The sequence below is a fragment of the Streptomyces sp. NPDC048523 genome (assembly GCF_043199815.1).
Classification (GTDB): domain Bacteria; phylum Actinomycetota; class Actinomycetes; order Streptomycetales; family Streptomycetaceae; genus Streptomyces.
In genome coordinates this window covers 1-15,374 of the sequence record NZ_JBICWQ010000022.1, presented here as the reverse complement: position 1 = coordinate 15,374, position 15,374 = coordinate 1, and the positions used below count along the sequence as shown (strand labels likewise).

Here is a 15,374-nt window from a genome sequence, read left to right as displayed (position 1 = left end):
AAGGGCAACGACTACACGACCGCGGTCGACATGACCGTAGGCGCCGAGGAGAAGTCGTACGACATCGCCAAGAACTCCTGGACGCCGGTAGGTGAAGCGGCGGACCCCGAGGGCCGCGACCACATGCTCGTCGAGATCAGGTCCTCCAAGTAAACGCAGTCAATTTGTCATGCTCACCGCAATGCGGTCCGATGTCCACGGACGCGCAGCCCTCGTGTCTAGGAATCCACGCCCATGCACCTCTCCAGACGTCACCGTCTCTCCGCGTTAGCCGCTGCCCTGCTCGCAACCCCCGTCGTACTGGGTGCCGTTCCGGCCGCGACCACCACGGCCTCCGCGCTGGGCGGAGTCGACGCTCCGGCGCAGCTGAACTATGTCGCGAAGGTCAATGTCGGTGAACAGTCTGCTTGCACCGGCACCCTCGTCGACCCGCAGTGGGTCCTGACCGCGGCCACCTGCTTCGCCGTGGACGGCAAGCTCTCCGCGGGCAGGCCCGCCGTCACCACGACCGTCACGGTCGGCCGCACCGACCTGACCCAGACCAACGGGAGCGTCCAGCAGGCCCTGTGGCTCGTTCCGCACCCCGACCGCGACCTGGTCCTGGTCAGGCTCGCCACCCGGATCACCGATCCCACCGTCAAGCCCGTACGGCTGGCGACGACGCCCGCCGCGGCGGGCGAGAAGCTGACGAAGGCAGGATTCGGGCGCACCAGGACCGAATGGGTGCCCGACGAGCTGCACACCGGCACGTTCACCGTCGCCTCCACCGCGAGCACGACAGTGGACCTCGACGGCTCCGACGGTGCGACCGTCTGCAAGGGCGACGCCGGCGGCCCCGCCCTGCGCACCGTCAACGGCGCCACGGAACTCGTCGCCGTCAACTCCCGCTCCTGGCAGGGCGGATGCCTCGGCAACGATCCTGCCGAAACCCGCACCGGCGCCATCGACACCCGAGTCGACGACCTGAGCAGCTGGGTGGCCTCCACCGTCGCCGTCCCCCGCGTCACCGACCACACCGGGGACGGCAAGTCCGACGTCGCTTACCTGTACAACTACGGGACCAACGCCGACGGCACCAACCACACGGCCCTGTGGCTGCAGACCTCCACCGGCAGCGGCTTCAACGGGCCGGCGAAGTCATGGGACTCCGGCACTGATTCCTGGGACTGGAACCGCAGCAAGACGGTGTCCGGCGACTTCAACGGTGACGGCCTCGCCGACGTAGGCGTCCTCTACAAATATCCCGACACCTCCGACGGACGCGGCCACACCGCGCTGTGGACCTTCACTTCCACCGGTACCGGATTCAAAGCACCGGTCAAAGTGTGGGACTCCGGCACCGGCTCTTGGAGCTGGGACAGTTCCGCCCCGGTGGCGGGTGACTTCAACGGTGACGGCCTGGCCGACGTAGGCGTCCTCTACAAGTACGCCAACACCTCGGACGGGCGTGGTCACTCGGCGTTGTGGACTTTCACGTCGACCGGTGTCGGCGTCAGTGCGCCGGTCAGGAAGTGGGATTCCGGCGAGGGTTCGTGGACCTGGGAGAATTCCGCGCTGGTGGCGGGTGACTTCAATGGTGACGGCAGGTCCGACGTCGGTGTGCTGTACAAGTACGCCAACACCTCGGACGGGCGTGGCCATTCGGCGTTGTGGACTTTCACGTCGACCGGTGCCGGCGTCAGTGCGCCGGTCAGGAAGTGGGATTCCGGCGAGGGTTCGTGGACCTGGGAGAATTCCGCGCTGGTGGCGGGTGACTTCAATGGTGACGGCAGGTCCGACGTCGGTGTGCTGTACAAGTACGCCAACACCTCGGACGGGCGTGGCCATTCGGCGTTGTGGACTTTCACGTCGACCGGTGTCGGCATCAGTGCGCCGGTCAGGAAGTGGGATTCCGGCGAGGGTTCGTGGACCTGGGAGAATTCCGCGCTGGTGGCGGGTGACTTCAATGGTGACGGCAGGTCCGACGTCGGTGTGCTGTACAAGTACGCCAACACCTCGGACGGGCGTGGTCACTCGGCCTTGTGGACTTTCACCTCCACGGGCACCGGCATCAACGCACCCGTCAAGGCCTGGGACTCCGGCACCGGATCCTGGACCTGGGACCGGACCAAGGTCGCCTGACCACGCGTATATCGCACAGGCATCGTGAAGACGTGGTCCCGCGCGGACCGCGAGTCCTGACGGGACGCCATACCGGGTGCCCGGGACCACGCCTCCACTGAACTCATCACCCCCGACGACACCGGAAACCTGGAAGCCCGCGCCGCGGGGTGTGCGGCCGCTCCCTCGCGGCCGCACCCCGTACGCCAGGCTGCGAGGTCCGGCGGTACGACTACGAACCCCCGCGCGCCCGCCGGACACACAGATGGCATTTCGTGGACACCACTTGTTGGAGTGGACAGCGGTGGGCGCGAGCGCGGACCCGGAGGGACGCGAGCACAGGCTCGCCGAGCTCAGATCCGACAAGCAGCACCCTCACCGGCGCCTAGGCTCACGTCCCTGCGGGGGCCCGTCGAGCGCGTGAGCCACACATCTCCCACCAAGGAAACCAAGGTCATGCGACACCACTCAGGCCATCGCCTCGCCCCCTTCACCAGAGCATTCACCACACGCCTCGCCGCAGCACTCGGCGCCGCGCTGCTGGCGCTGAGCGCCACCCCCGCGAACGCCGTCTCCGGCACCACCGCGGTCGACGGCACGCTCGCGTTCACCACCCGCCTTGAAATCGGCGACGGCCAGAAGGCCTGCTCCGCCGCCCTGGTACACCCGTACTGGCTGCTCACCGCCACCAGCTGTTTCGCCGACAACCCGGACGCGAGCCTCGCCATACCCACCGGCGCGCCCAAACTCAAGACCACTGCCACCATCGGCCGCACCGACCTCACGACCTCCGGTGGCGAGACCCGCACCGTCGTGGAACTCGTCGCACACCCGTCACGGGACGCCGTCCTGGCGCGGCTCAACCGCCCCGTCACCACCATCACGCCCGTGAGTCTGGCCGCCGCCCCGGCCACGCCCGGCGAAAAGCTGACGGTGGCCGGCTACGGCCGCACCGCCACGGAATGGGCCCCGCTGCGCCTGCACAGCGGCACCTTCGGCGTCGACTCGGTCGCCGCAGAGACGGTCGCCACCACCGGCGAGAACGGCGCGAGCGTCTGCATGGGCGACACCGGCGGCCCGGCCGTGCGCCTGGCCGACGGCAAGGCCGAGCTGGTCGCCGTCAGTAGCAAATCCTGGCAGGGAGGCTGCTTCGGCACCGATCCGGCCGTGACCCAGACCGGCGCCGTCAGCACCCGCATGGACGACCTGCGCACCTGGGTCGGCTCCACTGTCACCGTTCCCGCTGCGGCTGCGGCCGGTGCCTGGCGTGCTTACGGCAACACAAATCCCATCACTTCCAGCTCCAGCACGTGGCGTTGCGCCGCCAGTAAGACGATCGCCACCGGCGTGATCGCGCAAGCCTGTGCGATCAGGTCGTCCAACGAAAGCGGGGTCCAGGCAGCGGTGATCGTGCGCAACAACCAATCCAGCCTCTATGGCGCGGAAGCGCGTATGGACCTGTATACCGCCTCGGGCACGCACTTGGGCGATTGGAAGTGCCCGTCCTCGGGCGTTGGGGCGAACTCCTGGTCGGTCTGCTTCGGAACAACCCTCGCAGAGAGCAGCCAGGTGAACTCGTTCGGGGCACTCAACGGTACATATCTCGGCCTGTCGTCGAATGCCTGAACCGGGTCCGATCGCCTTTAAGGGCTGAGGACTTGTCCAGCAAGTGATGGCGATGTGACAGAGCCTCCGGTCGCTGGCGGTGTTGACTGCGTGAACTGCATGTGCCGCGTCGGAAGTTGAGCTGATCCAAGCCGGCCCCTGCTCACAGTCCGGGCGATTCAGCCGCTTCTCGCCTCCGGGCGGGAGGGGACCCCTCACGCCCGGACATTGGGCTCGCACCGGACACGGGTAGATCACGTTCTGGGCGTCGGCCCCGCGAATCGCAGACTGCAGCGCCGGCCCATCTCTGCCTTGACGTACGTGTCGACCGGCTCGGCGTCCTCGAGCCAGTCCTCCGCGTCCAGTCCTCGGCGATGACCAGCCGCTGGTCGAGGGCCGAAAAACCAAACAGCTGGCGGAGCGCTGCCTGCGGTGCCGACCTGCCGGACCGTCGACGAGTACGGCCCCCTCGTGGGCCTGCCGCGCGGCGAAGAGGCGTAGCTGTACGAGACGTATCGCGTGCCAGAGCGTGTCCCTTTGAGCGGGGTGAGCTGCTGACGCCGCCGATCCGGTCCGCGGGCGGCGGTGGGCCGACCACCGCCGCACCCTTGAGGCCATCGCGTGGAAGTACCGCACCAACTCGCCCTGGCGGGACCTGCCCGAGGAACTCGGCTCGTTCCAGACCGCTCACAAACGGCTGACCAGGTGGGCAGCCGACGGCGCCTGGGAGGCGATCCTCGGCGCCGTCCTGGCAGCGGCGGACCCCGACGACAGCATCGGCTGGACGGTGTCAGCGGACTCCACTGTCGTCCGGGCCCACCACCACGCAGCCGGAGCCCGCAGAAAGGGGCCATCCGCTACAGCGAGCGCACCGACCAAGCACTCGGACGCTCTCGCGGCGGCCTGAGCACGAAGGTCCGCCTGGCCGCGGACCGCCGTGCACGACGTCCGCTGTCAAGCTCGCCATCGGCGTGGGACTCGTCGGACACGGCTGGTATCGGCACCGATCCGACGCAAGAACCGTGAGGCGGCCGTCCCGCCGACCGACCGGACGGCACAAGTCCTCCGGCGGACTGATGGCGCGGCTCGACCGGATTTCCCTGTGGACCGCGCCGGGGCCGGCTCCGCCGCTCCAGCCGTGGGGGCTCATGGCAGCCGGCGTGGCGACGCTGGTCAGCGCCGACATGTCCCACGCATCCTCCTACCTGGCCCTCTCCGGATACTGCCTCCTCTCCACGAGCAGTCTGCTGACGATGGAGGTCTACACGACGTTCGCTCCGGACTCGGACAGAGTGCGTCTGGGCAAGCTCCGCACCTGGATCGCGACCCACCATTGTTCTTGGCGAGCCGAAGCATCGCCCAGTTGACGTCCTGAGCCTGGGTTTCCAGCAGTGGTCAGGCTGCTGCATCTGCAGCCGCCCGACCACGATGGGTGCACGCCGCCCGCAGGACGTGGAACGCATCCGCGAGCCACGTCCGTGCCGAAGTAGTGGTGCAGGACGCGCACCCGAACGGAAGGGAAGGTAATCCGTTGCGCAGCAGCAGCAGCCTGCCTGTCGGAAGGACAGTCGCCGCGACCGGAGCCGCTCGCGCCCTGACGGCGGCGACGGCCCTGGACGAGCTGCCCGTGGCCCTGCCGGGGTCACGGCCGGCGCCTACGGAGGGCGGCCCGTTCGGCGACTCGGATCCGTCCACGCGGGAGCACGTCATCGACGTCGACCCGACCGGTAGTGCCCACAGGGTCCGCGCCTGCCGGCCCGACGCGCGCGATTGCGGCGGGCCACTCGGACCTCCAAGGCGGGTGCCGAGACCCTCGCGCACACTCTGCGGCCGGGGGTGGCCCATCAGAGCGCTGCCGGGGGCCCGACCCGCCTTCGCGGGTGAATCCCGTGCACAAGGTTGCCGCGCCTGGTCGACGGTCTGGAAACGAGCCGTGTGTCAGACCTCAGGGCGCGCCGCACCAGGCGATCACGTCCTGGACGGAGAGGAACGGAGGAACGGCGATGACGAGGAAAGCGCAGAACAAGTCCGGTAGAGAGAAGTTCACCCGGGGCGACGAGGTCACCTGGAGGAGCCACGGCAGCACCGCCGAAGGCACGGTCGTCCGCGGGCTCACCCGCCGCACCGAGGCCGCAGGCCGCACCGTGGACGCCTCGCCGGAGGAACCGCAGTACGAGGTGCGCAGCGCCAAGTCCGGCAGCACGGCGGTCCACAAGCCGTCCGCGCTCCGCAGGAAGTGAGCGGGCCCGATGCAGACCTTCCTGCCGCACCCGGACTTCCGACAAACGGCCCTGCTGCTGGACCGGCGCCGACTGGGTAAACAGCGGGTCGAGGCCTTGCAGGTCCTGCGCGGCCTGACGGTGCCGGGGTACGGCTGGCGTCGGCATCCGGCCGTACGGATGTGGGCGGGGTACGAGGAGGCACTCGTACGGTACGGCCTGGAGATCTGCCGGGTCTGGCGCGAGCAGGGGCACCAGGACAGCTGCGCCGCCTCGCTGGTGGCCGGACTGGCGGCCTTGCACCCCGGCGCCCCGGTGCGCGATCAGCCGGCGCTGGCGGCCGCCGGGGAACTGCCGCCCTGGCACGGTGATGAGGCCTTCCACGAAAGCCATCGCTCCGCCCTGGTCCGCAAGGACCCGGAAGTGTACGGCGAGCTGTTCCTCGGCGTGTCCGACGACCTCCCCTACGTGTGGCCGGCGTCCGACAGGGAGGGGCAGCCATGCTGACGACGGTCCGGTAACGGCTGGGCCAGGCTCTGAGCTGGCGCGCCAGGAAGGGTGCACGCATCGGTGCCGGGGCCAGGTGCATCATCAGGCCCCGGCACCGAGGAGTGAGACGTCAGCCGGCCGGGATGTTGTCCTGGAACGTGGTGCCGGCGCTGCGGTAGGCGGCCACCTTTGGACTCGCCGCCCGGTGCACGACCCGCTGTGGCTGCTCAGCCGGCAGTGGCAGTTAGGAGAGTTCGGCGCCCAGGACGCCGGATCCCGGGCCGTGGTGCGGATGATCGGCAGCAGCGCGCCCGTCGACGCCCGGCGCCCTGGCGGGGCCACCGACTGGGCGCTGTACGACGACGGCCAGGGCCCGCTGGACACCCAGATCGAGGACGAGCCCGTCCAGGTCGACGAGCGGCTTCGCGCTCGACGTCCATCCCGAGCCCGACGCCGAGGCGGCACCGCCGGGACAAAGCCGGGCGTTCGCGGAGGAGGGCCTGCCCTTGACCGTGCGGTACGGCGGGCCGCCGGCCGACCGGTTCTGGGAGATGAGGGTGACGGGCGGTCTCAACGACCAGTGACCCGGCACCGAACCGGGTCAGGCGGGCCGGTCACCGCCGGGCGTCGCCCGGTGCGGTCAAGCCGGTCACCAGCTCGGCGATCGTCTCCCGCAGTGGCCGCCGACGTTCGACGACTGGGCGGCGCCGCGGAGTTGGACGCCGGATGCGCGCCGCCGGGTCCGCATCCGCCTGACGCACACGGCGTGCTGATGTCGGGACTGCCCGAAGCCGAGGGTTCCTCTGCACCCGAGCCACCGGCCGCTGCGCGGATCCTCGGCCGGGAGGGTCTGCGCGGGTGGTGCCCTGACCGGCGTCGTATCCGGAGGCGCTGGCGCTGTCACCAAGAGTGTGAAGGCGGCGCCCCGGGCGTGACCGTTGCCTCTCCAGACCCGGAGCGGCCGGGGCCGGGGGAGGGTCCTGCAACGCGTCACCGGTGGTCCGGATGAACCCATTACCGTCGGCCGGGCTGTTCACTGCGTCCCGGGGATTCCGTCGAGATCCCCGGGACGCACGTCCGCTTGATGGCCGTGTGGTCAGGGCGCGTCGATGAGCGTCCGGCCGTCAGTGGGCGCGAGCGCGGCGATTCCGCTTGCGTAGGCCGACTGTACGCGGGAGCGCTCGGTGGCATTCGGTGTGGCGTTGGTGCAGGCCGTGCCGGCGCTCGACCCCGACATCAGCTGTGAGCAGGGGCCGGGCTTGGTGTCCGGCAGGCCGAGGCTGTGCCCCAGCTCGTGAGCGGCGATCCGGGTTTTGTTGTAGCCCTGGTCCACGGCCTGGCTGCCGAGCTCGACGCGGACCTGACGGCCCGGACGAACGGGGCCGAGCGTGGCCTGCGGCCAGCCCGTGGTGGCGACGATCACGATCTCGGCCAGGGTGCCGGGCGCCGCTTCCACCAGATGGACGTTGCTCACGTTCGCGTTCCACGAGCCAACTCCGGCCGCGATCGCGGCTTCCCAGCCTGCGGCACGGCTGTCGTCGTAGCGAAGGGTCACCGCTGCCGCCTGCGCGGCGGACGATTCACCCGCGGGAGCGGGTGCGGGAGCGGCGGTCGCGGCGCCCGCCATGGCGAGGACGAGCGCTGTGGCAGAAGTGCCTGCCTTGAGCCAAGTGCCGAGGGGCATTGCTGCTCCTTCATCCGTGGGGGGAATCCGGCCCCGGCGGGGCCGGGTACGCGAAGGAGCGGCACGGGGTGTCCGGTGGGGGCCGGACGCGCCGTCGACCGCCCCTCCGGGGCGTTGCGATGGTATGCCCTGCAATCACTGCCTGTCATGCACCTGCCATGATGAATTTCCGTCAGAATCCAGTTCCCGATGGAAGTTGTCCGGCCGCCGCTCTCGCGGCCGCCGCGCTCGTCGGGGCGGTGGTGCTGCCGGCGTCGGCGGCCGACACGCCCGGCCCAGCCGGACGAAGGTGGAGATCAGCGCGGTCCAGTACGACTCGCCCGGCTGGAACGACCGTTCGCGGCGTTCGCTGAACAAGGAGTGGGTGGATCTCACCAACACCTCCCGCCGCGCGGTCGACCTCGATGATCCACGGCGAGAACGTCCTGGCACAGGTTGATGCCAGAGCGTATGAAGCATCCATCCGGCCGGCCGAAGAGTGAAGGAGGGCACCCGAGGGTTGAGTGTCCTCGACTTGAGGTCGGGCGTCGGGGTCCGATCAGTCGGTTGAGGCTGCCGGGAAGCCGCGTCCCGCGGCTGCTCCCTTCGGTCAGTGCTGCCTGCAGGCCGCAGACGCCCACCTGCCAAGCGGCAGCAGCGCACCCTCAGGGGCGCGTACACGCGGAGGTGAGGGACACGGGCAGGCCCGGCATCAGCGCCTTGAGCTCCCGCGGACCGATCGTCCTGTGCAGTCGGCAGATCCGGGTGAGCTGGGTGCCGAGGTCCAGGTTCCACAGGCGTACGGTCCCGTCGTTGCTGCTGCTGGCCACGGTCCGCCCGTCCGGGGCGAACGTGACGCCCCAGACCGCGTTCGTGTGCCCGGTGAGCGTGGCCCAGGGACGTCGTCCGGGCACGTCCCAGAGCCGCACGGTGCGGTCGCTGCCGCTGCTGGCGAGCAGTCGGCCGTCCGGCGAGAAGGCGATGCCGCGCACCGATCCGGTGTGCCCGGTCAGGGAGGCCAAGGGACGGCGGTGGCGGACGTCCCACAGGCGGACCGTGCCGTCGTTGCCGCTGCTCGCGAGCGTGCGCCCGTCGGGGCTGAAGGCCACGCCCCGCACGGCACCGGTGTGCCCGGTGAGGGTGGCGAGCAGGCGCTGACCGGCGGTGTCCCACAGCCGTACGGTCAGGTCGTCGCCCGCGCTGGCCAGGGTGCGGCCGTCCGGGCTGAACGCGACATCGTTGGCGTAGTCGGTGTGGCCGTCCAGCACGGCGAGCTGACGGTGGGTCGCGATGTCCCACAGCCGGACCGTACGGTCGGCGCCCGCGGAGGCGAGGGTGCGGCCGTCCGGCGAGAAGGCCACCGAGAACACGTCCCCGGTGTGGCCGGTGAGCGTCGCAAGGGCGCGGTGCGAGGGGATGTCCCACAGCCGGACCGTGCCGTCCGAGCCCGCCGACGCGAACGTGCGGCCGTCCGGTGCGAACGCCACCGAGAACACGCTCTCCCGGTGGCCCCTGAAGATTGCCACGAGCCGGTGCCGGGCCACGTCCCACAGACGTACGGTGTGGTCCGCGTCGGCGGTGGCCAGGAGTTTCCCGTCGGGGCTGTACGCGGCCTGCGAGACCTCGGTGAACGGCCGCGCCGTCAGGACCGGGCCGTGCAGGTCCCACAGCACCACGGACTGGTCGAACCCTCCGGTGGCCAGCGTCGTCCCGGCCGGGTTCACGGCGACGGACATCACGTAGTCGGTGTGGCCGGCGAGGATCGCGGCCGGTCGGCCGGTGCGCACGTCCCACAGCCTGGTCGTGCCGTCGCCGCCCGCGCTCACGACCGTGGTGCCGTCGGGTGTGTAGGCGACCGCGTTGACGTCGTCGCTGTGGCCGGTGAGCGTCGCCGCGGCCCGGTGCGTGGCCACATCCCACAGCCGTACGGTCCGGTCGACGCCCCCGGAGGCCACGCTCCGCCCGTCGGGGGCGAATGCCACTCCGAGTACTTCGTCGGTGTGCCCCTTGAGCACGGCCAGCTGGCGGGCCGTGTCGGTGCCCCACAGCCGTACGGTCCGGTCGGAGCCGCCCGAGGCCAGGGTCCGCCCGTCGGGGGCGTAGGCGAGTGAGTTGACGCGGCCGGTGTGGCCGAGGAGCCGCACCTCGAAGGGGTGGCCGCCGCCGGTGTCCCACAGCTGGACCGATCCGTCGTCGGCGGCGACGGCGAGGGTACGGCCGCGGGGGTCGAAGGCGAGCGAGTGGGCCCCGTTCGTCGCCGCGGGCAGCAGGGTCCGCAGCCGGTGGTCGGCGGTGTCCCAGATCCGTACCGGCCCGTCCGAGGATGTCGCCGCGAGCGTGCGCCCGTCGGGGCTGAAGGCGACGGAGCGGACCCGTCCGGGAACGGTGAGGGTGGCGGTGGTCCGGTGGTCGCTGGTCCGGCGAAGTTGTACGGTGCCGTACGAGCCGGCCGTCGCGAGTTGCCGGCCGTCGGGTGCGAAGGCGACCGCGTTGACGGGCCCGTGGTGGCCGACGAGGCGGGCGGAGAACGCCTGGGCCTGGGTGCTCAGCAGGGCCCCGCGTGCCTCGGGGGTGGCATCGGCGCGGTAGGCCTCCTCGGCGAGCAGCATGGATGCCTCGGGCTGACCGCCGGCCAGAGAGGTGGACTGCACGGCGAGGGCCTGGGAGCGGGCGACGCGTTCCTGGGCGAGGGCGGCGGAGCGCTGCTGGTAGGCGAGGCCGCCGGCGGTCACGGCGAGCACGAGCAGGACGGCGACGACGACGAACAGGGCTTGTCGGAACCGTGTCTGACGCCTCGCCAGGAGCCTGCGGCTGTCCTCCTCGACCTGGCTGGCCCGCAGGAAGGCTTCTTCGCGGGGGCCGAGACGGCTGCGGCCGTCGAGTTCGTCGGCCCAGGAGCGGACCGTGTCGAGGCGGGTGCCGCGGTAGAGCACGGACGGGTCGTGGTGCTCGCGCTCCCACTCGGCGGCGGCGTGGGCGAGTTGCTGGTGGAGGAGGAGTCCGGCCCGGTCCGCGTGGATCCAGTCGCGCAGCCGTGGCCAGGCGTGCAGCAGGGCCTCATGGGTGATCTCGACGGTGTCCCGGTCCACGGTGATCAACCGGGCCCGCACGAACACGTCGAGCGCGGCCGAGGCGGCGTCCGCGTCACCGAGTTGTTCCATGAGGGTGCCGCGGCCGGTGCGGCGGCGGGTCACGGCGCTTCCGTCGTCGGACACGTGGACGAGGCGGGACAGGATCCGGCGGATCGCCTTCTGCTCGGCCGGGTACAGCTGGGCGAACAGCGTTTCGGCGGTACGGGCGACGGCGCCCTGGATGCCGCCGGTGCGCTCGTAGCCGGCCACCGTGAGGGTGGTGTCCTCGCGTTGCTGCCAGGTGGCGAGAAGGGCATGCGAGATGAGGGGCAGCGCGCCGGACGGGGTATCGGCGGAGGCGGTGGCGCGGCCGGCGCCCACCGGTTCGTCGCGCAGGCCCGCGTCGCGCAGAAGGAGGGGGACCAGGCCGGGTTCCAGGGTGACACCGGCGAGTTCGGCGGGGCGGGTGATGGATGCCCGCAGTTCCGCGACGGACATGGGGAGCAGGACGAACAGTCCCTCGGTGAACAGGGGTGCCAGGCCCGGGAGTTCGAGGCAACGTCCGGTGAAGTCGGCGCGGACGCCGAGCACGACGACCGCCGGTTCCGGGCCGGTGGACAGCGCGTGCAGGACCCGGACGAAGGCGCGTCTCTCGTCCTCGTACGAGCAGAGGGTGAACAGTTCCTCGAACTGGTCGACGAGCAGCACGGGCCGCACCGGAGGAGGGCGGCGGCCGTCGGGACCCGGCGGGCCCCCGTCCGAGCGGGTGCGGATGATGTCCAGCAGCGCCTCGGGGCGTTCGGCCAGCCGGGTCGCGGTGAGGTCGAGATCGCTGCCGAGGACCTTGCCGGCCTGTTCGAGTAGTTCGTCGAGAGGGTGAGCGGCGGGCGTGAAGGCGATCACGGGCCAGCGGTCGGCGCCGGGCATCGGGAAGCCGCCGGGGCGCCGCAGCGCCGGGACGAGACCGGCGTTCAGCAAGGAGGACTTGCCGGCGCCGGACGGGGCGACCAGCAACAGCGGTCCGCTGCCGACGCGTTGGTAGATCCGCTCGACCAGAGCGGCCGTGGCCCGCTCCCGGCCGAAGAACCAGTCCGCGTCCCGTGGGGTGAACGCCGCCAGTCCGCGGTACGGGCAGGAGGGCGCACCGGCGTCTGCTGCCGGTCCCGCGCCGCGCTGGACCGGGGCAGCCTCCCGTACCAGCCGTAGCAACTCGCCCTCGGCACGCAGGACGTGGTCACACTGGCGGGCGACGTCCGCGGTTGCCGGCTTGACGCCGGTCTCGATCTTGCTGAGGTAGCCCTTGCTGTAGTGGGTATGGCGTGCGAGGTCGGCCAGCGACAGTCCGCGTTCCCGGCGCAGCCGTCTCAGCTGCGCGGGAAAGGACGGTGTGGCCTGGGCGGGGCTTTCCGGCTGGTCGGTCCGGTCGGCGCCCGCACGTCTGTGCTCCTGGTCCCCCAAGGCGTCCCCCTGGCACTGCCCTGCCGGATCGTGAGACGGCGGATGCCCAGGCTACTGCGGGGGTCGGACGGGGAGCGAAGCTTTCACTCGGCGTGGCGAGAACGCGACCGCCGGGACCGGCGTGGGGCCGGTCCCGGCGGTCGCTTGCCCGTGGCGAATGGCGCGCTACGGCCGGTTGAGCTTGATGGAGTTGATGGGGGTGAGGTTCGTGTAGGTCCACTGGTCCTGCGCGAGGTGCTCGACGCAGTTGCTGCCGCCGTAGTTGTTGCACAGGTCCGCGGTGGCGCCGCCGTACTGGTTGTTGAGGACCCAGTGGTACCCGAACTGGTTGCTCAGGTTGTGGGCGCCGTAGCTGGCGTACTGGTTGGTCGGGTGCGGGTTGTTGACCGGGTTGACGTTCTCAGGCCAGATGCACACGTTGCCGGAGAGGCATCCGTACACCGTGCTGTTGCCCGCCGGCGCGGCCTGGGCCGCCCCGCCCATCGCCACCACCGCGGTGGCCGCGGTCGCGAACGCCGCGGCGGCACTGAACATCTTGCGCATGTTTCCCCCTGGTGGGTCTCCTGCGTCGCCGCAGGCCGTCTTCGTGCTGACGGGATCAGCCTGTCCCGAGGGACTTCCTGGGGCGACGGGTTTCCTGTTGCCCGTTCCAGGGGTGACCGGGAAACCCGGTGTGAGCTGGGGTTTCTCGAGCGGTGGTCAACCGGCGGGTCGGACGGGGCAACCGGTCGGGGGCAGGGGGTGACGAAGGGCGAGTGTTCGGCGAGCAGGAGCCTGCGCAGCGACCGAGTTGCCGCCCCCCCCCGGGTGTGGACGATCTGGCCGATCCTTCAACTCGAGCCGTACCCCTCACTGGCGTGTGCTCCGAGAGGCGGGCACGCCGGGACGGTTCTCCGAGTGGAGATCACTCGGAGAACCGTCTCGGACTACCGCGGCCTTCCGCGTATCTCGGCGCCGTGGCGGCGGGATCGAGATCATCCCGTCCGCTCAGATGATGCGGTAGGGCCCCCAGCCGGTGCCGGCCTGGTAGCGGGTGCCGAGGGTTTCCATGCCGGGCTTTCCCGTGCCGGGGTAGACCCACAGCGTGTCGTCGGACGCCTGGCGGGAGAGCACGTCGGTGAGCCCGTCACCGTTGTAGTCCCCGGTGCGGAGGGCGTCCTGGGTCTGCCAGCTCCTGCCGACCTGGTAGCGGGTACCGAAGGCACCGCCGCTCGCCTTTCCGGTGCCGGGGTAGACCCACAGTGTGCCGTCCGACGCCTGACGGGAGAGCACGTCGGGGCGCCCGTCGTTGTTGAGGTCCCCGGTGGTGATGATGTCCTGGCTCTTCCAGCCGGTGCCGACCTGGTAGCGGGTGCCGAGGGTTTCCATGCCGGGCTTTCCGGTGCCGGGGTAGACCCACAGTGTCCCGTCCGACGCCTGACGGGTCAGTACGTCGGTGAGCCCGTCGGTGTTGAAGTCCCCGGTGCGGGTGACGTCCTGGGTCTGCCAGCTCCTGCCGACCTGGTAGCGGGTGGCGAAGGCTTCCATGCCGGGCTTTCCGGTGCCGGGGTAGACCCACAGTGTGCCGTCCGACGCCTGACGGGACAGCAGGTCGCCGATGCCGTCGTTGTTGAGGTCTCCGACCGTGACGGCGTTCTGGCTCTGCCAGCTGGTGCCGGCCTGGTACCGGGTGCCGAAGGTGCTGCCGCTCGCCTTTCCGGTGCCGGGGTAGATCCACAGAACGCCGTCGTCCTTGATGGCCGCGAGGTCGGCCTTGCCGTCACCCGTGAGGTCGTCCGGGTTGCGGGAGATCGCGTACTTGACCCAGTCGCTGATGTCGTCGACCCGGGTGTCGACGGCACCGGTACGAGTCTCGGCGGGATCGTTTCCGAGACATCCGCCCTGCCAGGAACGGGAGTTGACGGCGACGAGTTCCGTGGCGCCGTTGACGGTGCGCAGGGCGGGGCCGCCGGCGTCGCCCTTGCAGACGGTCGCGGTGTCGGAGCCGTTGAGGTCCACGGTCGTGTCCGCGGTGGAGGCGACGGTGAAGGTACCGGTGTGCAGCTTGTCGGGTACCCATTCGGTCCTGGTGCGCCCGAAGCCGGCTTTCACCAGTTCCTCGCCCGCGGCGGCGGGCGTGGTGGCCAGCCGGACCGGCGTGATGCTCGGATCGGTGATCCTGGCGGCGAGTTTGACGAGCACCAGATCCCGGTCTGCATGGGGGACGAGCCGGATGGCCGGCAGGACGCTGCCGCTGGTCTGCGTCAGGTCGGTGCGGCCGACGGTGACGGTGGTGGTGACGGCGGGCCTGCCCGCGGGGGGCTTGCCGTCCGCGGCGAAGCAGGTGGCCGCGGTCAGGATCCACTGCGGGTCGACGAGGGTGCCGGTGCAGGCACTCTGCTCGCCCACGTTGATCTTCGCGACGTAGTTCAACTGCGCCGGGGCGTCCGCTCCGGTGAGCGCGGTGGCGTCGGCGGAGCTCAGCGCGACGGGAGCCGCGACCAGCGCAGCGGCCAACGCGGCGAGACGGGAGCGTCTGGAGAGGTGCATGAACGTTGGATTCCTAGTCACGAGGGCCGCGCGTCCGGTGGTGCACCGGACCCCGCAGCGGTGAGCATGGCGGGTGTCGGCCTGGGGCTACTTGGAGGACCTGATCTCGACGAGCATGTGATCGCGGCCGTCCGGGTCCGCGGCCTCACCTACCGGCGTCCAGGAGTTCTTGGCGATGTCGTACGACTTCTCCTCGGCGCCTACGGTCATGTCGACCGCGGTCGTGTAGTCGTTGCCCTT

10 protein-coding genes and 2 pseudogenes are annotated in these 15,374 nt (G+C 70.7%); 7 read left to right on the top strand and 5 right to left on the bottom strand.

All coding sequences use genetic code 11. From position 1 onward, the window contains the following. Window positions 1-234: 234 nt before the first annotated feature. The 6 genes and pseudogenes from ACGFWE_RS43275 (at window position 235) to ACGFWE_RS43250 (ending at window position 6,431) form a co-directional block, all read left to right on the top strand. Window positions 235-2,121, top strand: a complete 1,887-nt coding sequence (locus tag ACGFWE_RS43275; RefSeq protein ID WP_393606164.1) for a trypsin-like serine protease — start codon at window positions 235-237, stop codon at window positions 2,119-2,121. Between the two features lie 399 nt (window positions 2,122-2,520). Beyond that, window positions 2,521-3,726, top strand: coding sequence for a S1 family peptidase (locus tag ACGFWE_RS43270; protein ID WP_352391468.1), 1,206 nt, complete (start codon window positions 2,521-2,523; stop codon window positions 3,724-3,726). Window positions 3,727-4,267: 541 nt separating this feature from the next. Continuing rightward, window positions 4,268-4,710: pseudogene (locus ACGFWE_RS43265) on the top strand (IS5 family transposase); the annotation flags it as partial. Continuing rightward, the gene (locus ACGFWE_RS43260) at window positions 4,677-5,072 is read left to right on the top strand and encodes a GAP family protein (RefSeq protein ID WP_352391469.1); all 396 of its coding nucleotides are present in this window, start codon (window positions 4,677-4,679) and stop codon (window positions 5,070-5,072) included. The pseudogene ACGFWE_RS43265 and the gene ACGFWE_RS43260, both read left to right, overlap by 34 nt. Window positions 5,073-5,708: 636 nt before the next feature. Further along, entirely contained in the window at window positions 5,709-5,945 is a 237-nt protein-coding gene (locus tag ACGFWE_RS43255) for a DUF2945 domain-containing protein (RefSeq protein WP_352391471.1), read from the top strand. Between the two features lie 9 nt (window positions 5,946-5,954). Beyond that, on the top strand, window positions 5,955-6,431 hold the full coding sequence (locus ACGFWE_RS43250; RefSeq protein ID WP_393606163.1) for an MSMEG_6728 family protein: 477 nt from the start codon (window positions 5,955-5,957) through the stop codon (window positions 6,429-6,431). Between the two features lie 226 nt (window positions 6,432-6,657). On the opposite strand, the gene ACGFWE_RS43245 is transcribed toward ACGFWE_RS43250, so the two are convergent. Beyond that, window positions 6,658-6,987, bottom strand: coding sequence for a hypothetical protein (locus tag ACGFWE_RS43245; protein WP_393606162.1), 330 nt, complete (start codon window positions 6,985-6,987; stop codon window positions 6,658-6,660). A gap of 522 nt (window positions 6,988-7,509) precedes the next feature. Beyond that, on the bottom strand, window positions 7,510-8,097 hold the full coding sequence (locus ACGFWE_RS43240; RefSeq protein ID WP_393606160.1) for a snapalysin family zinc-dependent metalloprotease: 588 nt from the start codon (window positions 8,095-8,097) through the stop codon (window positions 7,510-7,512). Window positions 8,098-8,258: 161 nt separating this feature from the next. Between ACGFWE_RS43240 and ACGFWE_RS43235 the strand changes: the two are divergent. Further along, window positions 8,259-8,503, top strand: a pseudogene (locus ACGFWE_RS43235) (hypothetical protein); the annotation flags it as partial. A gap of 238 nt (window positions 8,504-8,741) precedes the next feature. Here ACGFWE_RS43235 and ACGFWE_RS43230 read toward each other — a convergent pair. The 3 genes from ACGFWE_RS43230 to ACGFWE_RS43220 all read right to left on the bottom strand — a co-directional run bounded on the left by ACGFWE_RS43230 (window position 8,742) and on the right by ACGFWE_RS43220 (window position 15,134). After that, window positions 8,742-12,605: a helix-turn-helix domain-containing protein gene (locus tag ACGFWE_RS43230; RefSeq protein ID WP_393606158.1), complete on the bottom strand. Its 3,864-nt coding sequence runs from the start codon at window positions 12,603-12,605 to the stop codon at window positions 8,742-8,744. Between the two features lie 165 nt (window positions 12,606-12,770). Next, entirely contained in the window at window positions 12,771-13,148 is a 378-nt protein-coding gene (locus tag ACGFWE_RS43225; RefSeq protein ID WP_352391476.1) for a hypothetical protein, read from the bottom strand. Between the two features lie 444 nt (window positions 13,149-13,592). Continuing rightward, window positions 13,593-15,134, bottom strand: coding sequence for an FG-GAP-like repeat-containing protein (locus ACGFWE_RS43220; protein WP_393606156.1), 1,542 nt, complete (start codon window positions 15,132-15,134; stop codon window positions 13,593-13,595). Window positions 15,135-15,374: the final 240 nt, after the last annotated feature.